Annotated in this window: 17 protein-coding genes; 10 read left to right on the forward strand and 7 right to left on the reverse strand. The window is 70.5% G+C overall.

Annotated elements, in window-relative coordinates; genetic code table 11:
* Positions 1 to 42 precede the first annotated feature (42 nt).
* Genes BAW75_RS00295 through BAW75_RS00315 form a run of 5 tightly spaced genes read left to right on the forward strand, consistent with a single transcriptional unit; the run spans position 43 to position 6,106 of the window.
* Positions 43 to 1,497, forward strand: a complete 1,455-nt coding sequence (locus BAW75_RS00295; protein WP_104112222.1) for a prenyltransferase/squalene oxidase repeat-containing protein — start codon at positions 43 to 45, stop codon at positions 1,495 to 1,497.
* On the forward strand, positions 1,494 to 2,390 hold the full coding sequence (locus BAW75_RS00300; RefSeq protein WP_104112223.1) for a hypothetical protein: 897 nt from the start codon (positions 1,494 to 1,496) through the stop codon (positions 2,388 to 2,390). Before BAW75_RS00295 ends, BAW75_RS00300 begins: the two co-directional genes overlap by 4 nt.
* On the forward strand, positions 2,383 to 3,627 hold the full coding sequence (locus BAW75_RS00305) for an energy-coupling factor transporter transmembrane component T family protein (protein WP_104112329.1): 1,245 nt from the start codon (positions 2,383 to 2,385) through the stop codon (positions 3,625 to 3,627). Before BAW75_RS00300 ends, BAW75_RS00305 begins: the two co-directional genes overlap by 8 nt.
* Positions 3,624 to 5,255, forward strand: a complete 1,632-nt coding sequence (locus tag BAW75_RS00310) for an ABC transporter ATP-binding protein (RefSeq protein ID WP_104112224.1) — start codon at positions 3,624 to 3,626, stop codon at positions 5,253 to 5,255. Before BAW75_RS00305 ends, BAW75_RS00310 begins: the two co-directional genes overlap by 4 nt.
* Positions 5,252 to 6,106 (forward strand): ECF transporter S component, encoded by an 855-nt coding sequence (locus BAW75_RS00315; protein ID WP_051610840.1) that lies wholly within the window; start codon positions 5,252 to 5,254, stop codon positions 6,104 to 6,106. Before BAW75_RS00310 ends, BAW75_RS00315 begins: the two co-directional genes overlap by 4 nt.
* A 20-nt stretch (positions 6,107 to 6,126) precedes the next feature.
* Here the strand turns inward: BAW75_RS00315 and BAW75_RS00320 are convergent, their stop codons facing one another.
* The gene (locus BAW75_RS00320; RefSeq protein ID WP_244205975.1) at positions 6,127 to 7,629 is read right to left on the reverse strand and encodes an RICIN domain-containing protein; all 1,503 of its coding nucleotides are present in this window, start codon (positions 7,627 to 7,629) and stop codon (positions 6,127 to 6,129) included.
* Between the two features lie 523 nt (positions 7,630 to 8,152).
* On the opposite strand from BAW75_RS00320, the gene BAW75_RS00325 reads away from it, so the two are divergent.
* From BAW75_RS00325 to manD, 4 genes are all read left to right on the forward strand, one after another.
* Positions 8,153 to 8,539 carry an effector-associated constant component EACC1 gene (locus BAW75_RS00325; RefSeq protein WP_146074780.1) on the forward strand — a complete coding sequence of 129 codons (387 nt, stop codon included), beginning with the start codon at positions 8,153 to 8,155 and terminating at the stop codon, positions 8,537 to 8,539.
* A complete protein-coding gene (locus tag BAW75_RS00330) occupies positions 8,526 to 11,234 on the forward strand; it encodes a caspase, EACC1-associated type (protein WP_104112227.1) in 2,709 nt (902 codons plus the stop codon). Before BAW75_RS00325 ends, BAW75_RS00330 begins: the two co-directional genes overlap by 14 nt.
* Positions 11,235 to 11,363: 129 nt before the next feature.
* Positions 11,364 to 11,534: a hypothetical protein gene (locus BAW75_RS32190; protein ID WP_013287071.1), complete on the forward strand. Its 171-nt coding sequence runs from the start codon at positions 11,364 to 11,366 to the stop codon at positions 11,532 to 11,534.
* 84 nt (positions 11,535 to 11,618) lie between these two features.
* On the forward strand, positions 11,619 to 12,827 hold the full coding sequence (gene manD, locus BAW75_RS00335; protein WP_064445464.1) for a D-mannonate dehydratase ManD: 1,209 nt from the start codon (positions 11,619 to 11,621) through the stop codon (positions 12,825 to 12,827).
* Between the two features lie 10 nt (positions 12,828 to 12,837).
* On the opposite strand, the gene BAW75_RS00340 is transcribed toward manD, so the two are convergent.
* From BAW75_RS00340 to BAW75_RS00365, 6 genes are read right to left on the reverse strand one after another with little or no spacing between them, the layout of a single operon-like run.
* Positions 12,838 to 14,949, reverse strand: a complete 2,112-nt coding sequence (locus BAW75_RS00340; RefSeq protein WP_104112228.1) for an alpha-glucuronidase — start codon at positions 14,947 to 14,949, stop codon at positions 12,838 to 12,840.
* Complete coding sequence (locus BAW75_RS00345) at positions 14,946 to 15,635, reverse strand: YesL family protein (RefSeq protein ID WP_104112229.1); 690 nt, start codon at positions 15,633 to 15,635, stop codon at positions 14,946 to 14,948. The genes BAW75_RS00340 and BAW75_RS00345 overlap by 4 nt, the downstream gene beginning before the upstream one ends.
* Entirely contained in the window at positions 15,632 to 17,158 is a 1,527-nt protein-coding gene (locus BAW75_RS00350) for a GH39 family glycosyl hydrolase (protein ID WP_104112230.1), read from the reverse strand. Before BAW75_RS00350 ends, BAW75_RS00345 begins: the two co-directional genes overlap by 4 nt.
* Positions 17,155 to 18,798, reverse strand: a complete 1,644-nt coding sequence (locus BAW75_RS00355; protein WP_104112231.1) for an ABC transporter substrate-binding protein — start codon at positions 18,796 to 18,798, stop codon at positions 17,155 to 17,157. The genes BAW75_RS00350 and BAW75_RS00355 overlap by 4 nt, the downstream gene beginning before the upstream one ends.
* 42 nt (positions 18,799 to 18,840) lie before the next feature.
* Positions 18,841 to 19,779, reverse strand: a complete 939-nt coding sequence (locus BAW75_RS00360; RefSeq protein WP_233514679.1) for a carbohydrate ABC transporter permease — start codon at positions 19,777 to 19,779, stop codon at positions 18,841 to 18,843.
* A complete protein-coding gene (locus BAW75_RS00365; RefSeq protein WP_104112232.1) occupies positions 19,776 to 20,705 on the reverse strand; it encodes an ABC transporter permease in 930 nt (309 codons plus the stop codon). The genes BAW75_RS00360 and BAW75_RS00365 overlap by 4 nt, the downstream gene beginning before the upstream one ends.
* Positions 20,706 to 20,772: 67 nt before the next feature.
* Here BAW75_RS00365 and BAW75_RS00370 point away from each other — a divergent pair, with 67 nt between their 5' ends.
* The gene (locus BAW75_RS00370; RefSeq protein WP_043322924.1) at positions 20,773 to 21,801 is read left to right on the forward strand and encodes an acetylxylan esterase; all 1,029 of its coding nucleotides are present in this window, start codon (positions 20,773 to 20,775) and stop codon (positions 21,799 to 21,801) included.
* Positions 21,802 to 21,803 lie beyond the last annotated feature (2 nt).

Here is a 21,803-nt window from a genome sequence, read left to right on the forward strand (position 1 = left end):
TTTCCGGAGGTTTCACCGACCGCTCTGCGAAAGGCACCCCTGATGCCCCTGTCCCGGCGTCTCACCACCGGTCTCGGTACAGCCACGGTGACGGCTCTCGCCGCGATCACCGGCGCTCCGTCGGCCGTTGTCGCGGCACCCGCCCCGGCCCACGTCACCGCCGCCCGCGACGCCGCCTCCTGGCTGGCCGGCGAGTTCACCGACGGGGCGCTGCCCGGCCCGTTCGCCCCCGAGGACTGGGGGCTGACCATCGACGGCCTGGTCGCGCTGTCCGTCACCGGCGTCGACGCACCGACCCGGCAGGCGGCGACCGCGCAGGTCGCGACACACGTACGGTCCTACAACAGCTACGACGACTGGGGCATCGAGGGCTTCACCGACGGCGGGGCCACCGCCAAACTGCTCTACGCCGCGGCCGCCGCCGACGCGGACCCCACCGACTTCGGCGGCTACGACCTGCGGGCGGAAACCCTGTCACTGATCGCCACGGCCGACGCCGGGCACCAGCGGGGACGGATCACCAGCCGTACCACCGCCGACAGCGGCCCGGACGCCAGCAACACCTTCGACCAGTCCTTCGCCGTGCTCGGCCTGGCCCGCAGCGGCGACCTGCCACAGGATCCGGTGGACTTCCTGATCCGGCAGCAGTGCGCGGCGGGCGGCTTCCGGCTCTACCCGGACGCCGCCGACGGGCCGTCGCCGTCCTGCGACGACCAGCCCGGCGCCACCCTCGACGTCGACTCGACCGCGATGGCCGTGCAGGCGTTGCTGGCCGCCGCCGAGGACGGCGCCACGGGCGCCGGCGACGCCGCCCGCAAGGGCGCCGATTGGCTGGTCACCCAGCAGCACGCCGATGGTTCCTTCGGCGGCTCGGGACCGACCACCGGCGCGAACTCCAACAGCACCGGCCTGGCCGGGCAGGCCCTCGCCGCCGCCGGCCGCGACGACGAGGCCGCCCGGGCGGCGACGGCCCTGGCCGCGCTGCAGCTCACCGCGGGCAACGGTGGCGCGGCCTCCGCCGACGCCGGCGCGATCGCCTACAACACCGACGGATTCACGGCTGCCTCGGCGGCCGGGATCACCGACACCGACCGGGACCAGTGGCGCCGGGCCACCGCGCAGGCCCTGCTCGGGCTGGCCCAGGTCCCGCTGGGCCGGATCGGCCTCGACCCGCCGCCCACGTCGACTCCCACCCCGACCGGCACGGCCTCGCCCACCGCGCCGTCCACGCCCTCCGCGTCTCCCACGCTCACCACGTCGCCTCCACCGACCGGCACCGCCGGCCCGACGCCGAGCGTGACCAGCCCTGCGGCGACACCCGCGCCCACGACCGCGGCGCCGGCCACCGCCGCGCCGCCGAGCACGACCCCGGCCGCGTCCGGGCCGGGCGGGCTGCCGACGACCGGCGCGGCGATCGGTAGCTACCTGCTGATCGCGCTGCTGCTGATCGGTGGCGGAGTGACACTGCTCGTGCTCGGCCGACGGCGGGCGGGATGAGCCTCCGCGCCGCCCGTGGCGCGCTGGCCGTCGCCCTGGTCACCGCCTGCACCACGATCGGACCGGGCAGTCCTGCGGTGGCCGCCGGGTCGGCCGGCTACTGCCCGGACGCCTCCGGGGTCACAGTCGTGGTGGACTTCAACGAACTCGGCGGCGGGACGGTGGTGCGGTGCGCGCCGGGCACCCAGGCCACCGGCCTCGCGGCGCTCAAGAACGCGGGCTTCCCGATCACCGGAACCCTGCGCTGGGGCGAGGGGTTCATCTGCCGGATCGACGGCAAGCCGTCGGCTGCGACGGAGAAGTGCGTCGACACCCCGCCTGCGAGCGCCTACTGGTCGTACTGGCACGCCCCGAACGGCGGCAACTGGACGTACAGCGACAAGGGCGTGCTCAACCGCAAGCCGGCGGCCGGCAGCTTCGAGGGCTGGTCGTTCTCCCTCAACCGTAACGCCGACGACGCGCCCCGTCCCGGCGTCGCGCCGAAACGCCCCGCACCGCTACCGCCACCACCGCCGCCGCCCACGGGCGGTGAGCCGGCGGCGCCACCACCGGCGGGAGGAACCGTCGCACCGCCGCCGGTCGCCGGTGGCCGGCCCGGCGAGCCCACCCGGCCGGGCGGCACCTCCGGCCCGCCGGTCTCCGCCGGCCCGCCGACCTCCGCCGGCACGTCACCGACGGCCGGTACGCCGACCCTGACGGCGACGCCGGGCGCTGCCATCGGCACGGCACCGCAGGGCTCCTCCGACGAGCCGGTGGTGACGGATGTCGCCGCGTCCCGTGACGACGACGGCCTGCCACTGGGCACGATCGCCGGGGTGCTTCTGCTCGCCCTGCTCGCCACCGGCGCGCTGGTCGCGGCCCGACGACGCCGTGCCGCCGACCCGGATGACTGACGTCACGGTCACCGGGGCGCGGCCGGCTGACGCCCGTCGTCTGCCGGGCCGGTGGCCGATGTGGTGGCTGCCCCGGGGGCTGCACCCCGGCGCGTGGTGGCTGTGGGCGCTCGGCCTGGCCACCGCGGCCAGCCACACCACGAACCCGCTGCCGTTGGCCCTGCTCGTCGCCGTCGCCGGTCGGGTGCTGGGGCGCCGCCGGGGCGACGCGCCGTGGGCGTTGGCGTTCCGCATGTACGTCTGGCTCGGCGCGGTGATCGTCACGATGCGGGTGGTGTTCCGGATCGTGTTCGGCGGCGGCCAGGGCGACCACATCCTGGTCCGGCTGCCGGAGATCCCGCTGCCCGCGTGGGCGGCGGGCATCCGCCTGTTCGGACCGGTCGCCGCCGAGCAGATCCTCGGTGGCTTCTACGACGGGCTGCGGCTGGCGACGATGCTGATCTGCCTCGGTGCGGCGAACGCCCTGGCCAACCCGAAGCGGCTGCTCAAGGCCGTACCCGGAGCGCTGTACGCGATCGGCACCGCCGTCGTGGTCGCGTTGTCGGTCGCCCCGCAGCTGGTGGAGAGCGTGCTACGGGTCCGCCGGGCCCGGCGGCTGCGCGGCGCGTCCGCCCGCGGGATGAGGGCGCTGCGCGGGATCGCCCTGCCGGTGCTGGCCGACGCGTTGGACCGGTCCCTGGCCCTCGCGGCCGCGATGGACTCCCGTGGTTACGGCCGCACCGCGGCGGTGCCCGCCGGGCAGCGAACCGTCACCGGGGCGCTCGTCCTCGGCGGGCTGGTCGGCGTCTGCGCCGGCACCTACGGGCTGCTCGACACCGCCGCACCCGGCTACCTGGGGCTGCCGATGCTCCTGGCCGGACTGACCGCCGCCGTGACCGGCATGCTGCTGGCCGGTCGCCGGGTCCGCCGCAGCCGGTACCGACCGGACCGCTGGCGCCCGGCCGAGCTGCTCGTGGCCGGCTGCGGGGTGGCCGCCGCGGCACTGACCATGCTCGCCGGCTCGGTGGACCCGGAACTGCTCTACCCGCCGGTCAGCCCGCTCACCTGGCCCCAGCTGACCCCGCTGATGCTTCTCGCCGTCGGCGTCGCGGCGGCACCCGCCTGGCTGGCGCCGCCACCACCGCCGACAGTAAGTGCCGGACGCCCGCCGGCGGTGGACCGGCCCATCCCCGTCACGGACGTGCCGGCAGACGGAGTGCGCGCCGCGAGGGCATCGACACCGGGAGACCGCCCATGATCACTTTCGACCGGGTCACCGTCCACTATGCCGAGGGCGGCCCGCCACCGTTGCGGGATGTGACGTTTCGCGTCGAGGAAGGTGAACTCTGCCTGGTCGCGGGCCGTACCGGTGCCGGAAAGTCGACGCTGCTGCGGGCGATCAACGGTCTCGTCCCACACTTCACCGGCGGCACCCTGCACGGCGCCGTCACCGTCGACGGCAGGGACACCCGCACGCACCCGCCGCGCGATCTCGCCGACGTCGTCGGCGTGGTCGGCCAGGACCCGTTGGCCGGCTTCGTCACCGACACCGTCGAGGAGGAACTGGCGTACGGGATGGAGCAGCTCGCCCTGCCACCCGCGGTGATGCGTAAGCGGGTGGAGGAGACGCTGGACCTGCTCGGCATCGCCGACCTGCGCGACCGGCCCCTGCGGACGCTGTCCGGCGGTCAGCAACAGCGGGTCGCCATCGGCGCGGTGCTCACGGCGCACCCCCGTGTGCTGGTGCTCGACGAACCCACCTCCGCGCTGGACCCCACCGCCGCGGAGGACGTGCTCGCCACCGTCACCCGGCTGGTGCACGACCTCGGAGTGACAGTGGTGCTGGCCGAGCACCGGCTGGAGCGCGTCCTGCAGTACGCCGACCGGCTGCTGTACCTCCCCGGCGACGGCCATGTCCACGACGGGACGCCGGCGACCGGGCTGGCCCACATCGACATCGCGCCACCCCTGATCGAGCTGGGTCGCCTCGCCGGCTGGACACCGCTGCCGTTGTCGGTCCGTGACGCCCGCCGACGGGCGTCCGACCTCCGGCACCGGCTCGCCGGCGTGGCGCCGCCGCCGGTCCCGGCGGGCGCGGACACCGGTCCCACGCTGACCGCGCGGAAGATCGTCGTACGGTATCCGGGCACCGTCGCGGTGGCCGGCGTCGACCTCGATCTGCGCGCCGGCCGGGTCGTCGCGTTGATGGGCCGCAACGGATCCGGCAAGTCCAGCCTGCTCTGGGCGGTGCAGGGCAGCGGCCCACGCCACGGCGGCACCGTCGCCGTGACCGGGCCGAAGGGCACCGTCGACCCGAAGGCCCTGCCGGCCGGTCAGGCCCGCCGGCACGTCGGCCTCGTCCCGCAGGACTCCGGTGACCTGCTCTACCTGGAGACAGTCGACGCGGAGTGCGCCCAGGCCGACCGGGAGACCGGCGTGCCGGCCGGCACCTGCCGGGCGCTGGTGGACCAGCTCGTCCCCGGACTGCCCGGTGACCGGCACCCCCGGGACCTGTCCGAGGGACAGCGGCTCGCCCTCGCACTCGCCGTGCAGCTCACCGCCGCTCCGCCGGTGGTCCTGCTCGACGAGCCGACCCGCGGCCTGGACTACCATGCCAAGCGGCAGTTCACCGCCGTCGCCCGGATGCTGGCCGGCAGCGGCCGAGCCGTGGTGGTCGCCACCCACGACGTCGAACTCGTCGCGACCCTCGCCGACCGGGTGATCGTGATGGCCGAAGGGGAGATCGTCTCCGACGGCACCACCGCAGAGGTCATGCTCGCCTCGCCGGCGTTCGCGCCGCAGGTGGCCAAGGTCCTCGCCCCCGCCCCCTGGCTGACAGTGGAACAGGTCGCCGCCGCGCTCGACGAGACCAGGGCACCGGCATGAGCGTGCTGCGGGTCGCCCCGCGTACCGCTGTGGTGCTGACCCTCGCCTCGGCCGCCGCGCTGGCCACCTTCACCTGGCCGTTCTTCGTCCCCGCACACCCGGAGAGCACCGCCCGCACCGGCGAGGCGCCGCTGGTCTTCATCGTCATGCTGCCGGTACTCGTGGCGCTCGTCCTCGCCGAACTCACCTCCGGCGGCATCGACAGCAAAGCCCTGGCGATGCTCGGCGTACTCGCCGCCGTCAACGCCGCCCTGCGCCCCCTGGGTGCGGGGACCGCGGGCATCGAGACCGTGTTCTTCCTGCTCGTCCTGGCCGGCCGGGTCTTCGGACCCGGGTTCGGGTTCCTGCTCGGTGCCACGTCGCTGTTCGCCTCCGCCCTGCTCACCGCAGGCGTCGGGCCGTGGCTGCCGTTCCAGATGCTCTGCGCCTCGTGGATCGGCCTCGGCGCCGGCCTGCTTCCGGCCCGGCTGCGAGGCCGCGCCGAGGTCGCCGTCCTGGCCGGGTACGGGATGCTCGCCGCCTACGGCTACGGCCTGCTGATGAACCTGTGGTTCTGGCCGTTCAGCGTCGGCGCGGACACCCAGCTGTCCTACGTCGCCGGCGCCCCCGTACTGGAGAACCTGCACCGTCTCGCCCTGTTCACCGCCGTCACGTCCACCTTCGGCTGGGACACCGGCCGCGCGATCACCACCGCCGTGGCGATAGTCCTCGCCGGTCCCGCCGTCCTCGCCGCGCTGCGCCGCGCCGTCCGGCGGGCCGCGTTCGGCGCGCCGGTCACCTTCGCCGCGGCGTCCGACAGGCCCGCGGCGAAGGTGACCGGCATCCCGCAGTCCTCCTCGCAGGCGACGTAGGGCGCCGGCCGGAGGGTCGGTCAGACGGTCGTACGCGACCACTGCTGGTTGGCGCCGGTGTTGCACGCGTACTGCTTGAGGACCACACCGTCAGCGGTCGATGCGGCCGGTACGTCCACGCACTTGCCGCTGTGCCGTGCCCGGAGTTGGAAGTAGCTGCCGCCTGTGACCATCTGGAACTGCTGGTTGGTGCCGGTGCCGCAGGTGTACTGGATCAGTTCGGCGCCGTCGGCGGTGGACGCGCTCACGACGTCGAGGCACTTTCCGCTGTTGCGGCTGACGAGTCGCCAGTAGCCGTTGCCGGCGTCCTGGAACTGCCACTGTTGCCACGTGTTGCCGTTGTACGTGTACTGGCCGACGCGCGCGCCGTTGTCGGTGTTCGGTTGCTGGACGTCCATGGCCTTGCCGCTGTGTCGCACGGTGATCCGGTAGAACGTGTCAGTCGACGGCGGGGGCGTCGTGGGGCCGCCGTCGATGGTGTCGCCCCAGGCGTACCGGATCTGGTCGGCGCCGGAGGTGTTGCGGACGGTCAGGTTGAGGTCGGTGCCGCTACCGCTGAGCGAGTACATCGAGTACCAGTCGTAGCCGATGGTGCCGGGCTTGCCGCCGAGCGCGGGCCAGTAGGTGCCGCCCATCCGGTTGTCGCGCATGACCTGGGCCATGGCGCGGATGTGGCGCACGAAGTTGTCGGTGCTGTTCGCGTCGGCGTAGTTGCGGCCGTCGTTCATGGGTGCGCCGAACTCGGTGGCGACCGCCCGCGACGCGCAGTTGCCGAGGCGGGTCTGGATGTGGCTCCGGAAGGCGTCGTAGGTCATCTCGCCGTAGAAGAAGGCGTAGTGGTGGAACGACAGCAGCGTCGAGGCGAATCGGCTGTCGTTGCAGATGTCGCGCAGGTCCTGACTGAACCCGGTGCCCCCGATGAGCACCCGGCTGGGCACCGCCGAGTAGTGGTAGCTGAGCCAGTTGGCCGCGACGTTGCGCCACTCCGTCGAGCTGTAGCCGTGGGGCTCGTTCATCGGCTCGAAGTAGACGTTGGAGTTCGAGCCGTACGTGTTGGTCACCGTGGACCACATCGCGTTCCACGCGGCGAGGTTCGTGATCCGGCCGCCGGAGGCGGCGCCGTCCTCCCAGTAGGCGAGGATGACCTTGAAACCGCGGGCGGTGGCGGCGTCGATGGCGCCCCGGTAGGCCTCCCACCACGCCGTTCCTACCGTGTGGGTGTTGATGGGTAGCCGGACGGTGTTGACGCCCATGGTGGAAGCCATGTCGTCGTAGAGGGCGTTGGCCTTGGCCCGCACCGTCGCGTTGCTGTCGGAGGAGCTGAGGCCCTGCACGACGAGGGGACCGGTGCTGAAGTTGTCACCCAGCACGGCCCAGTTCATGCCTCGGAACTGGTTCGTGGCGGCGACGGCGGGCGACGACATGACGACGCCGCCGCCGACCATCGCCGTCGTCGCGGCCACCAACACGATCAGCAGCCGGCGTAGTGACCTGGTGCTCCGCGCCGAGAAGTGGTCAATCACTGATCCGGCCTCCCTGGGTTCGGACATCAGACTGATCGCCGAGGCCGCTGCTGCCCGCCGTGGTGCAAGTCCTCCCCGCCTGCGACCCTTGTTAACGCTAACATGGATAAATCATACGCAGCCCAGGGCTTCGTGGTTGGCGTAGTTGACGTGCCACCCGAGCATGTCCGGCGCGTCACTCCGAGGCGGGCGCATGTCATCCGGTTGTTGAGTGCGCGTTGCGGACAAGTGTTGGCTATCGCATTTGGAGCGTCAAGGAATCGACGGATCTCGTTCCTGTCCCCGCGTTGGGGGAGATCTGCGCTGCCCTCTCTGTGCCGCCAATGTGATCGGGAGCCCCAATCTCGGCGCGGACGAGCTGCTGGGAGATCGAGGTCGTGTCCGGCTGCGGTAAGCAGCCAGTGTGTCCAAGATCTGACTGTGCACGCCGAGGTGCATCGGCTTGGCTTACCTGACACAGATCTTGGAGGGCTGATGCGGCCAGCGCTGGCGCTCCCGAATAAGCCGATTTGCGAGGATGGCGATGCGTGCAGCAATCAGTCTGACGGGACCGGAATCGGCCTGGGAAGCCAACAGTCTCGCCTCATGGCTGCGCGACGATCCACAGCTACGCCGCTACGGACACGCCGAACTGGCACCGCCTGCGGTCGGCAGTATGGGTGCGGGCGAGGTTGTCACTGTTGTGCTGACCCAACTCGCCGGCGTCGTCAGTTTGGTCACCGCCTACCTGCAGTGGCGTCAGGCGGCACATCGCCAGGTTTCTGGCGCGCGGCTACGGGTTGGTAAGGCAGAGATTGAATTGGACGAAATTCGCTCTCTAAAGGACTACCGCGAACCGATCGAGCAGTTCTTGCAGCGCTTGAAGGAACTTGAGAGTGAGGGGCCGGGCCTGACCGATGAAGCTTCCTGACGCACAACGGTCCTGGGTCGTTCTCCTCGGTGTTTCTGCCTATAACCGGATGCCTTCGCTACCGACGGTGAGGAACAACTTGCTCGCTTTGCAGGATCTCTTCACCGACAGCAGCCTCCTCGGAATAGCGCCCGAGAACTGTGTGCTCTGCCTCGATCCGAAGACGGTGGACGAGGTGCTCGATGTGGTGCATCGGTCAGCGACGGCTGCGCAGGACACCCTCTTGATCTACTTCGCGGGTCACGGTGTACTCGATGGCAGGACTGCCGAACTCCATTTGTGCCTGCCCGACGGTGATCCCGCGAACCTCCACAAGACGGTGCGATATGCCGATCTTCGAAGGCTGATCAACGCTTCCAGGTGTGAGCGGAAAGTGGTCATCCTGGACTGTTGCTACAGTGGAAGTGCAATCAACGCGATGAGTGACGAGCAGGCCCATGTCGCCGAACAGAGTCGCATTGAGGGCACGTACGTCATGACCTCCACGTCGCATAGAGATGCGGCGATGGCCCCGGCTGACGCCGACTACACCGCCTTCACTGGTGAGCTGATCGGTGCCCTCGCCTCGGGCCTGCCCGATGCGCCCGAACTCATCGACGTCGACTCGCTGTACTTTCACTTGCGCAATGAGTTGGGAGCAAAGAACTTTCCTATTCCGCACCAGCGATCGAGAAATGAAGGACGCAAGATCGTTCTTGCTCGTAACAGATTTTTGGATGCCCCCATTGAAACGGCAAATGTTTCGGACCCCGGTCTGCCGGAGCTTCCTGTCGGGCACGAGGCGGCGCTGTGGGCCCCGCCACCGACCGTGGCTGCGGACCTGGCGGCGATGCGTCAGCAGGGTGAGTCGGCGCAGGCCGACCGCCTACTCGATGCCCTTGCTGTTCGACGGCCGGACCAAGAGGTCGCGGCGCTGGTCGCGGTGCTCGGCGAGCGCTCATGCCACGGGGACGTCGACCGGTTGCTGCGGGCGGCGGCCCTGCGGTCCAGGCAGGATCTTGCCCCGTTGCTGTCGGCTTTTCATGAGATGGATCTTCATGTCGCGGCCAAGCGGCTGATTCATCACCTCGCGGACTCCTCTGGTTCCCATATCGCTGCCGTGGCCCGCGACTTCCAACAAGCCGGAAAGTCCGACTTGATCCCCGATCTGCTCGATGCTGCAGTCGGTCGGGCCAGCAGCGCGGCACCCCTTGTGGCACTCATCACCGCCCTCTGGACTTCCGGGCTGCAGGGCGAGGTCGACAGTCTCCTGGAGCGCAACGCGTCGCGATTCACGACGGCCCTCGTCGTCGAACTCGGCGACGCGTTCCGCACGGCAGGCCGGGAGGATGAGGCGTTCAGGCTCTACGCCCGTGCGACGGAGGAGATTGCCTCCAGAGAACCAAGCGACGTCGCGTCGATCGCCTTCGCGATGCGTAAGGCAGGAAAACTGACCCAGGCGGACAGCCTGCTCCGGACTGCCGTGCGAGGGGCTGCAGGCGATCCGGTCCGGCTCCGGCAACTCTTCAGCAACGTGGCCGTCCTCGACGCGGTGGTGGCAGAAAACATGCTCCTGAGCTACTGGATCCCCGCGACGGCGGAGGAAGTGGGATCACTCGCAAGGCTGCTCCGAGAGGCGGGTCACCATCGGGAGTCGAGCGACGTGTGTGCCCGCGCGGCGGTCCACCTGTCGGCGGCGGAAACGCTGTCGCTCGTCGAGCGTCTGCGGGAGGAGGGGCGCCCCCTTGACGCCAACAGAATGCTGAATTCTGCCGGTGGCCACTCGCCTCGGCCGCACGTCGCCGCAGACCTCCTGGCGCTGCTGAGCGAGCGGGGCAAGGGTGCCGACTTCGACCGGCTCATTGCCATCCTGCACCAGGAAAAGATCGTAAAAGAGGTACTGAGTCGGCTCCTGTCGACCGGCAGATCCAAGGCCGTTTCCGACTTGATAGTCGGCAGCAAAAGGCACGGAGGCGGTTTGGCGTCGCTGCTGCTTGATAATGACGCCGCACTAGTGGCTAAGATACTGGAGTGGCTGAATCCGGCAAGTTTCGCGCAACTCCTTGACGAGGTCGGCCCCGAGGCGGCTCCAACGTACCTGGTGGCCGTCCGTCCGGAGACCGTCGCTGCGCTCGTGTCAGCAGAAAACCTGCCGATCGTTTCCGGAGAGATCGCCAAGGTGGTCGCGGACTTTATGCTGATTCCAAACAACAGGGCCATTGCCGAATTATTGGACCCGGCATCATTGGCTGGACTGGTGACTCTGGTGGGGGCGAGTCGAGGAGCCAGCCTCATTAGACCGACGACACCCGATCGTGCCGTCAAAGTGCTGACCGCCGTCTCGCAAGAATTGGCGGCCCGCATTCTGGAGGCAACCCCGACTACGCGGGCCAGGGAGATCATCGAATACGCCGGGAAGGATCAGGCAGTAAGTTGGTTGCGGCTCCTTCCCGAGCGAGAATCGGCGCGCATGCTGACCGCCATGCCTGGCGAAGAGATCGTCGAGTGGCTCCAGATGTGGTCGCCGGAAGAGATCGGTGAGATTCTGGTCGTTCTTCCGAGCGACGTGGCGGTGAAGGTGTTGACGGTCGTTCGTGCGGAGGTTGCCGCCGAATGGCTCAGTTGCCTTGGGGTGCGGGGAAAAACCTTGTTCAGCGCAATGCCGTGGGGCTGGCGCATTGGAGTCAAACGGCACATGGGTGGCTATCGATCCTGAGAGGCCGGGTCATCCATTGAGCCCTTTCATCGTGCGTAGCGCGCCGCTCCTCCGGGTGTCACACCGGCGAGCGCCGCCCGTCGTCGCGCTCGGCGGGCGGGCGCGGCGGAGGCGTCGGATACTGGGTCGATGACCAACCCCGACCTCGATCCCGAGGTGTACCCGCCGATCGACCCGCGTGAGGACGTGCCGGACGATCCCGGCGAACTCCTCCCGGACACGCCCGGTGAGCTGCCCGAGGCGCCGGTCGAGCCGATGCCCGACGACGGGGAGCCCGGGGGTGTGCCCGAACCGGCCTGACCGGCCCGGCGCCGGGGTGCCCGATAGATCGACGATGGTGGATAATCTTGCGGTGACCGGCGCGCGGACCGCAGGGGAGACCGGATGAGAATCGTCGACGCCCGGGTGATCGTGACCTGCCCCGGCCGGAACTTCGTGACCCTGAAGGTCGTGACCGACGCCGGAGTCACCGGCGTCGGTGATGCCACCCTCAACGGCCGGGAACTGGCCGTCGCGTCCTACCTGCGCGACCACGTCGTGCCGCTGCTGATCGGGCGGGACCCGGCCCGGATCGAGGACACCTGGCAGTACCTCTACCAGGGGTCGTACTGGCGGCGCGGGCCGGTCACGATGAGCGCCGTCGCCGCCGTGGACACCGCGCTGTGGGACATCAAGGGCAAGGTCGCCGGGCTGCCGGTCTACCAGTTGCTCGGCGGCCGGTCCCGCGAGGGCGTGACCGTGTACGGGCACGCCAACGGCGAGACGGTCGACGAGGTGCTGACCGAGGTCGCCCGTTTCGTCGACCTCGGCTACCGCGCGGTGCGGGTGCAGTGCGGCGTGCCCGGCCTGCCCCGGACGTACGGCGTCAGCGCCGACAAGATGTTCTACGAGCCCGCCGACGCTGCACTGCCGACCGAGACGACCTGGTCCACCGAGGCGTACCTGGCCCACGTGCCGGGCGTGTTCGCCCGGGTCCGAGAGGAGTTCGGGCCCACCCTCCGGCTGCTGCACGACGTGCACCACCGGCTCACCCCGATCGAGGCGGCGCGGCTCGGCAAGAGCCTGGAGCCGTACGCGTTGACCTGGATGGAGGATCCGGTCCCGGCGGACCTGCAGGAGGGCTTCCGGCTCATCCGCTCGCACACCACCACGCCGATCGCCGTCGGCGAGGTCTTCAGCAGCATCTGGGACGCCGCCCAGCTCATCCGGGAACAGCTCATCGACTACGTGCGTACGACTGTGGTCCACGCCGGCGGGATCACCCACCTGCGACGCATCTTCGACCTCGCCGCGCTGCACCACGTCCGCAGCGGCTCGCACGGAGCCACCGACCTCTCCCCGGTCTGCATGGCCGCCGCGCTGCACCTGGACATCGCCATCCCCAACTTCGGTCTGCAGGAGTACATGCGGCACACCGAGGCGACGGACGAGGTTTTCCCGCACGGCTATCACTACGACGGCGGCTACCTGCATCCGGCCGAGACTCCGGGGCTCGGCGTGGACATCGACGAGCAGGCCGCGGCCCGCTACCCGTACGCGCCGGCCTACCTGCCGGTGAACCGGCTGACGGACGGCACCGTGCACCCCTGGTGAGCGCGCCGGTTCAGTGGATGCGGCGACCGTGCGCGTCCGGGATCCCGGACTTGCGGAAGAAGTACGTGTTGATCTGGTCCCGCCACTCGACGGCGCTGCGGAGCTGCTCGTCGAGGCGCTCGGCGACCCGGTCGTGGACGGCCGGGTCGACCGCCCCGGCGACGAGCCGCCACCGCTCCCGCATCGCCATCACCTCCTCGACCCCGGCGAAGTGCGTGTCGTAGATGTGCTGGATCACGGTACGGCCGCTGTGCAGCACGTGCCGGTAGGGCACGTGATGGAAGAACAGCAGCAGTTCGTCGGGGCAGCGTTCGCGGGACTCGTACACCTCGGACCACGGCGGCGGGTACTGGCCGGTGAAGCCGGTCCCGGTCGCCCGGGTCCGGTCCACCCCGACGCCGTCGCGGTCGGCGAAGTGGTAGGTGCCCCACGGGGTGTACTCGTAGCCGTCCACGTCCGGGCCGTAGTGGTGGCCGGGCCGCACCATGAACCCGACGCCGAGCGGGGCGGTGTAGCGCTCGTAGGTGCGCCAGGAATCGTCCATGATCGCGTGCATCGTGCGCCGCAGCGCTTCCGGGTCGCCGGTGGTCACCGGCAGCCACGTCAGGTCGATCCACTCGTCGAGGATCGCGCCGGGATCCAGCAGCGGATCCCAGGCGAGCCGGCCGAAGGCGTACAGGTTCGCCTGGGCCAGCGGGTGCCCGGTCCAGAACGGGTCGTCGCCCACGTTGGACACGGCGACCAGGCCGCCACCGGCGCCCGCCCGTCCGGCCGCAATGTCGGCGATCGTGTCGCCGGCCGCGCCCCGGGGCCGGAACCGCAGCACCTCGCTCCACCAGGGGCCGAGGTAGCAGACGTGCCGCTGCTGGCCGGTGTACTCCTGCGTCGCCTGCACCTCCACCGCCAGCCGGGTAGCAGGCATCGCGGCGAGCACCGGGGACACCGGTTCGCGTGGCTGGAAGTCGATCGGGCCGAACTTCACCTGGACGATCACGTTGTCGGCGAATCGTCCGTCCAGCGGCGCGAAGTGGTCGTGGGCGGCCCGGGCGCGGTCGGTCGACCGGTCCCGCCAGTCCTGGTGGTGGTCGTAGACGAACGCCCGCCAGCGCACCACGCCGCCGTGTGGCGCGAGCGCCTCGGCGAGCAGGTTCGCGCCGTCGGCGTGGTCGCGCCCGTACGCGAAGGGGCCGGGCCGGCCCTCGGAGTCGGCCTTCACCAGGTAGCCGCCGAAGTCGGGAATCCGCCGGTACACCCGCCGGGTGGCGGCGGCCCACCAGTCCCGTACCCGCTCGTCCAGCGGATCGGCGGTGGGCAGGCCGCCGAGGACCACCGGGGCGGCGAAGGTCACCGCCAGATGCACCCGGATGCCGTACGGGCGGAACACCTCGGCGATCTCCGCGACGTCGCCGAGCCGGTCGGTCAGCAGCAGCGCCTCGGTGTCGTGCACGTTGACGTTGTTCACGCAGATCGCGTTGACGCCGCAGGCGGCGAGCAGGCGGGCGTAGTCGCGGAGCCGGGCGGGCTCGCGCCGGGTGGCGCCGTCGCGCCAGAACAGGGAGCCGCCGGCGTAGCCCCGCTCGACCTGGCCCGACACCGGGTGTACGGCCACGTTGTCCCAGTGGTCGAGCATGCGCCGGTCCAGCGCCGGCCGGTGCCGACTCGCCGGAAGGCCGTCGTGGAAGGCCGCCGCGCCGAGCCGGACCACGTGGAACATCCCGTACAGCAGGCCGGCCGGCGCGTCGGCGAGGACCACTGTCACGCCGCTCGCCCGCGTCAGCAGGTACCCCTCGTCGCCGAGCGCGCCGTCGCCGGTGCCGTTCACCGCCGGTGTCGCGCCGAGCCGGGCCGCCTCCGCCGCCGCGTTCGGCACCGGGCCGGCGCCGCGCAGGGCCAGCACCAGGTCGGCGTCGACAGGCCACGGTGGCCCGTGCCAGAGCCGTCCGCCGTAGCGGGCGCAGGCCCGGCTCACCTCGTCGAGGACGGTGTCGACCAGGAGCCCGTCCCCGTGCACCAGCACCGGCCGGGAACCGAGTTCGCGGAAGACCGCGGGCGGGAGCCAGGCGGCGTGCCAGGCCGACTCGCCGCTGTCGGCCGACAAGCGGCCGGTGACCGGGACGCTCACGCGGTGAACTCCGCCCGGATGTCGTCGATCATGGGAGCACCGATCCGCAGCAGCGCCAGCACCAGGAGCGCGGCGAGCAGGGCGAGCACCGCCTCGGAGAACACCGCGGTGACGCCGGCGGCGGCGACCAGCAGCGCGACGTTGCCGAACGTGACGCCGGGCTTGCGCGCCACGTAGTAGACGGCGAGCCGGAGCACGTCGCGGGTGCGGAAGGTGAACAGCGAGACGATCACCAGCGCGTTGACCCCGACCAGGATCACCCCCGCCCCGACCACGACGAGCGGCACGGCCCACCAGCCGGGGACGGCGGCGGCGGGCAGGTTCGCCAGGTTGAGCGCGATGACTGCGAGCCACAGCAGCGTCGGCGCCCAGACGCGCAGCACGCCCGCCAGGTTCTCCCGGTAGGCCCGGCGGAACGCGGCGGCGGGACGGAGATCGGTCAGGTCGGGGCGCTGGTGCCGCAGCGTGTGCAGCGCGGCCGAGACGGCCGGACCGACCGGCAGCGCGGCGGCGGCGACCAGTGGAAGGTTGCTGCTGTCGCGGTCGAGCAGCACGAGCACGGCCAGACCGGGCAGCGTGCTCACCAGGAGCAGCAGTTCGACCACGAGCAGGGTGTGGACCGTCGCGGCGGCCCGCGACAACGGCCCGTCGCCGAACTCCCGCAGCCCGCCGGTCGCGCCGGTCACCGTCGGTCCTCGTGCGGGTCGAGCAACCTGTCGTCCCACCACGGCGGCGTCTCGTCCACTACCGGGGTCAGCTCGGCGAGAGTCACCTCGTGCCGGGCGAGGACGAGGTCGAGGTCCGCCCGCCCGCCCGCGACCGGCACTGCCCGATGGGTACGGGCCGGCTCGGCGGCCTCCCGCAACGCGTCGAGCTGCCGTGGCCGGGGTGAGTGCGGGCTGCCCATCTCCCGCCAGGCCGCGAAGGCGTTGCCGGCGTCCTCACTCACTGCCGAGCGGAGCAGGAACGCCGACGCGGTGCCCGGCGGGCCGATCGGAACGGACAGCGACAGGGTGTGCCGCTCGGGTACCGGCTCGCGGCCGGTCACGTCCACCGGGGCCCAGGCCAGGACCGCGACCCGGCCGTCGGGGTGCCGGGTGACGAGATGGTCCGGCCCGCGCGCGAGCACCTCGTCGCCGAGCCGGGCCATGAACGCGTACAGATGGTAGGTGGGTTTCTTGATCTGCCGGTGGGTGAGCAGGCCGAAGCCGCCGTGCAGCGGCGCGGTCGGCACCCCCTCCTCCTCGAACACGTCGCTGAAGGTCCAGTAGGAGAAGGAGTCGACCAGATACCCGCCGCCGGCCAGCACCGGAGCGAGGTAGGCGGCGTGGAAGGCCGTGTCGTGGATCGGGTTGTCCGGCCGGTAGGAGGAGTTGAACTCGGTGATGTGCACCGGGTGGTCGGCCAGCGCGGTGCCGGCCAGGTGCCGGCGGGGCGCGGCGAACTGCTCCAGCAGCTCCGTGGCCGGAGCCAGGGTCTGCCGGGTGCCGAACGGCAGGTGCCGCGCCGGGCCGGAGGTGTAGGCGTGCCGGCTGACGAAGTCGACGGGTACGTCGCGGTCGGTGACGAACTCGGCGAACGGCTTCAGCCACTCGTCGGCGCCGGGGGACAGGGCCGGGCCGCCGACCTGGAGCGCCGCGTCGACGTCCTTGACGGCGTGCGCCGAGACCTCGTACAGGCGGTGGTAGGCGTCCTGGTCGGCGCCCTGCCAGAACGCCGGCAGGTTGGGCTCGTTCCACACCTCGATCGGCCAGCCGCGCACCTCGTCGAGGCCGTACCTGTCGACCAGGTGGGTCACCGTGGCGCGCACCAGGTCACCCCATTCGGTGTACGACCGGGGCGGCGTCACCTTTCCCCGCCACCAGAACACGGTCTGGTCGCCGGAGGCGAGCGCCGAGGGCATGAACCCCAGCTCCACGAAGGGTCGGATGCCCAGCGCGAGGTAGGCGTCGACGACCTGGTCCACGTAGGTGAAGGCGTGCCGCACCCGGCGCTCGCCCCGGTATTCGTACGGGCGGTGCACGCCGACGCCGTCGCTGAGCAGCCCGTGGCCGCGGATGTGCCGGAAGCCGATGTCCTGCTGCACCAGCGCCAGCGAGTCCTGATAGTCACGTCGCAGAGCCAGGTCGAACCGGCCGGTGCCCACGCAGGTACGCCAGGCGTCGGTCAGCCGGCCGGCAGGCCGGTCGGGGACGAGGAGCCGCGTCATCCGTGGTTCTTGCGGTACCGGTCGTACGCCTTGTTGACCAGGTCGATGTAGGCCTGCGCGTTCTTGCCCTTCAGCTCCGAGACGTAGGCGTCCCACTCGCTCAGCGGCCGCTGGCCGAGGGCGAACTTCAGCGTGTTCTGGGTGACGTGGTCCTTCAGTGCGGTCGCCCAGAGCGTCGTCTGCTCCCGCTCTTCGTCGCTGAGCGGCGCGGGTGGCGGCGTCACCCAGGGCGCGGCCTTGCGGGCGTTCATCTCCTTCTGGAACTCCAGTTCCTCGGGCGAGAAGAACGACTGCACCAGGTCGAGCTTGCCGCCGTAGGCGAAGACGCCGTTGTAGAAGCCGAAGTCCTTCTGCAGATGCTTGGTGCCCTTGGGGTTGAGGCCGATGACGTTGACGTCCGGGGCGAGGGTGCGCTTGCCCGAGCCGTCCTTGGTGTACGTGGTTCCCTCGACGCCCCACTTGGCGAACTCCTGGCCGGCGTCGGAGTACCAGAGCCAGTCGACGAACTGCATCATGGCCACGAAGTTCTTGCCGTCGCGCGCCTTGCTGGAGATCATCACGCCGTTCTCCAGCCGGCTCGCCGGGTTGACCGCTCCGGCCGGCCCGACCGGGAAGAGGATCTTGCCGAGCCGGGCGTTCGGGTTGATCTTCGCGATGTCCGGGCGGTAGTCGTTCACCAGGGTCTGCGCGTTCGTGCTGATCACGAAGGACTTGCCGCTGGCGAGCTTCTGCCGGGCCTGGTCGTCTGTCTGGGTGAACGTCTCCGGGTCGAGCAGCCCCTCGGCGACCAGCTTGTGGAGGTACTCCACCACCTGCCGGTAGCCGTCCGAGGCGCCGGTGAAGACGTACTTCCCGGCCCCGGAGTCCCAGCTCGTCGGCTGGTAGTTCCAGCCGGCGCCGGGCAGGCCGTGCGCGAGGGCCAGCATGTTCAGCAGGTTGCCGGCCGGGTTGGGCTTGCCGAACCGGTCGGAGAACGGGATGACGTCCGGGTGGGCCGCCTTCATCGCCTTGAGCATGGCGTACACCTCGTCCCAGGTGGTCGGGGACGGGATCTTCAGCTGCTCCAGCACGTCGGTGCGGACCGCGAGCGTGTAGTCCTGCCAGGGCTTCTCGTGCAGGCCGGGCAGCAGGTAGAACTTGCCGTCCTCCTGCCGGAGCGTGTCCATCTCCGGCTGGAGCTTCCACTTCTCGATCTTGTCCTTGAAGTGCGGCATCAGGTCGAGGTAGTCGCTGACCGGCAGGATGGCGCCGGAGGAGACGTACGAGTTCTCCTGCGGGTGGTAGGTCTTCGGGATGATCATCGGGGCGTCACCGGAGCCGACCAGCACGCTGCGTTTCTGCTCGTAGTCGCTCAGCGGCACGGCGACCGGGTCCAGCTTGACGTTCGTCCGCCCGGCCAGCTCGGTCCAGAACAGCCACTCCGGCTTGAGCGGGTAGTTCGGGTGGTTGTTGTAGAGGATCGAGAACGTGACCGGCTCGGTGGCCTTGAACTGGTCGCCGATGCCGTACTTGTCCATCGCGCCCGTACGGTTGCGGTCGAGGTCCTTCTTGTCCGGGGTGTCGTCGCCGCAACCTGCCAGGGCGACGACGGCGGCCGCGCCGCTGGCGAGCAGTACCTGGCGCCGGGACAGCTGGGCCATGGGTTCTTCCTTCCGGTGGTGGGGTGGTGGTGCGGGCGGCGGCTATCCCTTCACGGCGCCGAGCATGATTCCGGAGACGAAATAGCGCTGGATGAAGGGATAGACCGCGAGGATCGGCAGGATCGTCAGCACGATCGTCACGGACTGGATGGTGGCGGCGGACTGGACGACGTCGCCGGCGCTGCCGAGGCCGCCGCCGGTCTGCGTGGCGTCGGTCGCGCCCGCGATGAGGTTGCGCAGATAGACGGTCACCGGGAGCAGGTCCTGCCGGTCCATGTAGAGGAACGCGGCGAACCACGAGTTCCAGAACGAGACGGCGTAGAACAGCACCATCGTGGCGACCATCGCCTTCGACAGCGGCAGGACGATCCGCAGCAGCGTGCCGTACGTGTTCAGCCCGTCGACGGCGGCCGCCTCCTCCAGCTCGACCGGCAGGCTCTCGAAGAACGCCTTCATCACCAGCAGGTTGAACACGTTTATCGCGTTGGGCAGGGCGATCGCCCACACCGTGTTCTTCAGCCCGAGGCTGGTGACCAGGACGTAGTTGGGGATCAGGCCGCCGGTGAAGAACATGGTGAACACGGCGATCCCGACCAGCGCGGTCCGGCCCCGCAGGTGCTTCTTCGACAGCACGTACGCGTAGCAGGTGGTCAGCACGACGGAGACGAGCGTGGCGACCACCGTGTAGAAGACGGTGTTGCGGTAGCTGACCCAGAACGTCGGGTCCGACGTCACCACCCGGTACGCGGTCAGGTTGAACCCCCGCGGCACGAGGTTCACCTCGCCCGCGACGATGTACGCGTTGTCGCTGAGCGAGCGGGCCACGATGGTGAGGAACGGATACAGGGTCACCACCACGACGCCGGTCAGCACGAGGGCGTTCACCACCTGGAAGACCCGGTAGCCGCGGGTGGGCCGGGGGCCACGCGGCCGGGCCACCGGTTTCCGTGTGCGGGCCTGGGCGCGGGCCTGCGTGCTCACCACAGGCTCGTCCCCACCGTGCGCCGGGAGATCGCGTTCGCCGACAGCACCAGCGTCAGCCCGATCACGGACTCGAACAGGCCGATGGCGGCGGCGTAGCTGAGGTTCCCGGAGACGATGCCCACCCGGTACAGGTAGGTCGAGATCACGTCCGCCGTCGGGTAGGTGAGTGGGTTGTACAGCAGCAGGATCTTCTCGAAGCCGACGGCCATGAAGGTGCCGATGTTGAGGATCAGCAGCGTCACCATCGTCGGCCGGATCCCCGGCAGCGTCACGTGCCAGGTCTGCCGCCACCTGTTGGCGCCGTCGATGCGGGCCGCCTCGTACAGGTCGCCGTCGACGGTGGTGAGCGCGGCGAGGTAGAGGATGGTGCCCCAGCCGACGGTCTGCCAGACCTCGGAGGAGACGTAGATCGTCCGGAACCATCCGGCCTGCTGCATGAACGCCACCGGCTCGCCGCCCACGGCACGCACCATCTGGTTCACCGTGCCGTCCACCGACAGCAGTTGGAGGACCATGGCGGCCACGATCACTATCGACAGGAAGTGCGGCAGGTAGGACACCGACTGGACGAACCGCTTGAGCGCGCGGTTGCGCACCTCGTTGAGCAGCAGCGCGAGCACGATCGGCAGCGGGAAGCAGAACACCAGCGTCAGCGCGCCCAGCACCAGCGTGTTTGTGAACACGCTCCAGAAGGTCGGGTCGGTGAAGAACAACCGGAAGTACCGCAGCCCGGTCCAGTACTCGCCGAAGAGGCTGCCGCCCGGCTGGAAGCGCCGGAACGCGATCACGTTGCCGAGCATCGGCAGGTAGCGGAACGTCAGGAAGAACAGCAGCGGCAGGACTGCGAGCGAGTAGAGCTGCCAGTCCCGGCGCAGGGCCCGCAGCCAGGGCGTACGGCGACTGCGCGGGGTCGGGGCTGCCAAGCTCGTCCTCCCCCTGACCGTCGGCCGGAACGTTTCCGGTAATACGTCGTAAGCCTTTCGGAAATTTATGGGTATCGTTATCTTCGTGTCAAGAGCGTCGATTGATATCTCCCTCGGCCAGCTCCGCCGCTACACGCCGGCTGTCGTCGAGCCCGCCGACTTCGACCGGTTCTGGCGGGCCACCCTCACCGCCGCCGCGGCCAGCCCGGTGCTCGTCGACGTCCGCCCCGAACCCACCGACCTGCGGCTGCTCGACGTGTGGGACGTGACGTTCGCCGGGTTCGCCGGCGAACCGGTGCGGGCCTGGTACACCCGTCCCGCGGGCGTAGCCACGCCGCTGCCGGCAGTGGTGGAGTACCCCGGCTACGGGCGCGGCCGTGGCCTGCCGGGGGAGCGGCTCACCTGGCCGGTGGCGGGTTACGCCCACCTGCTGGTGGACAACCGGGGACAGGCCGGCCTGTACAGCCGCGGTGACACCCCGGACCCGCACGACGCTCCCGGCGGGCCCAGCCCCGCCACGAGGGGGATCCTGTCCCCGGACGACTACCACTACCGCCGCCTGATCACCGACGCGGTCCGCGCGATCGACGCCGTCCGCGTACTGCCCGGGGTGGACCCGGCCCGCGTCGCCGCGGTGGGCAACAGCCAAGGTGGTGGACTCGCGCTCGCGGCGGCGGGCCTCGTCGACGGCCTCGCCGCGCTCCTGGTCACCGCCCCGTTCCTGTGCGACATCCAGCGCGCCATCGAAGTGACCGAGGCGTCCCCCTACGGCGAGATCGCCCGCTACCTCGCGGTGCACCGCGAGGCCGAGGAGCCGGTCCGGCGCACGCTGTCCTACGTCGACGGCGTCAGCTTCGCCCGGCGCGCCACCGCACCGGCGCACTTCGGGATCGGTCTGCGCGACGAGGTCTGCCCACCGAGCACCGGCTTCGCCGCCTACAACCAGTACGCCGCCGCGAGCGGATCGGCGGCGCCGCTACGGGAGATGCACACGTACCCGTTCAACGGCCACGAGGGCGGGGAGGCCGTCCACGTCCGGCGGCAGCTGCGCTGGCTGGATGCGGTGATGCGTTCCGCCGGGACGGCAGCCGGCTGACG

The sequence above is a fragment of the Micromonospora chalcea genome (genome assembly GCF_002926165.1).
Classification (GTDB): Bacteria; Actinomycetota; Actinomycetes; order Mycobacteriales; family Micromonosporaceae; genus Micromonospora; species Micromonospora chalcea.

Bases quoted from the DNA above. Each gene is read 5' to 3' on its own strand.
- BAW75_RS00355 (WP_104112231.1), bottom strand. From the start codon at position 18,798: ATGGCCCAGCTGTCCCGGCGCCAGGTACTGCTCGCCAGCGGCGCGGCC.
- BAW75_RS00295 (WP_104112222.1), top strand. From the start codon at position 43: ATGCCCCTGTCCCGGCGTCTCACCACCGGTCTCGGTACAGCCACGGTG.
- BAW75_RS00370 (WP_043322924.1), top strand. From the start codon at position 20,773: ATGGGTATCGTTATCTTCGTGTCAAGAGCGTCGATTGATATCTCCCTC.
- BAW75_RS00325 (WP_146074780.1), top strand. From the start codon at position 8,153: ATGCGTGCAGCAATCAGTCTGACGGGACCGGAATCGGCCTGGGAAGCC.
- BAW75_RS00315 (WP_051610840.1), top strand. From the start codon at position 5,252: ATGAGCGTGCTGCGGGTCGCCCCGCGTACCGCTGTGGTGCTGACCCTC.
- BAW75_RS00350 (WP_104112230.1), bottom strand. From the start codon at position 17,158: ATGACGCGGCTCCTCGTCCCCGACCGGCCTGCCGGCCGGCTGACCGAC.
- BAW75_RS00300 (WP_104112223.1), top strand. From the start codon at position 1,494: ATGAGCCTCCGCGCCGCCCGTGGCGCGCTGGCCGTCGCCCTGGTCACC.
- BAW75_RS00330 (WP_104112227.1), top strand. From the start codon at position 8,526: ATGAAGCTTCCTGACGCACAACGGTCCTGGGTCGTTCTCCTCGGTGTT.
- BAW75_RS00305 (WP_104112329.1), top strand. From the start codon at position 2,383: ATGACTGACGTCACGGTCACCGGGGCGCGGCCGGCTGACGCCCGTCGT.
- BAW75_RS00310 (WP_104112224.1), top strand. From the start codon at position 3,624: ATGATCACTTTCGACCGGGTCACCGTCCACTATGCCGAGGGCGGCCCG.
- manD (WP_064445464.1), top strand. From the start codon at position 11,619: ATGAGAATCGTCGACGCCCGGGTGATCGTGACCTGCCCCGGCCGGAAC.
- BAW75_RS32190 (WP_013287071.1), top strand. From the start codon at position 11,364: ATGACCAACCCCGACCTCGATCCCGAGGTGTACCCGCCGATCGACCCG.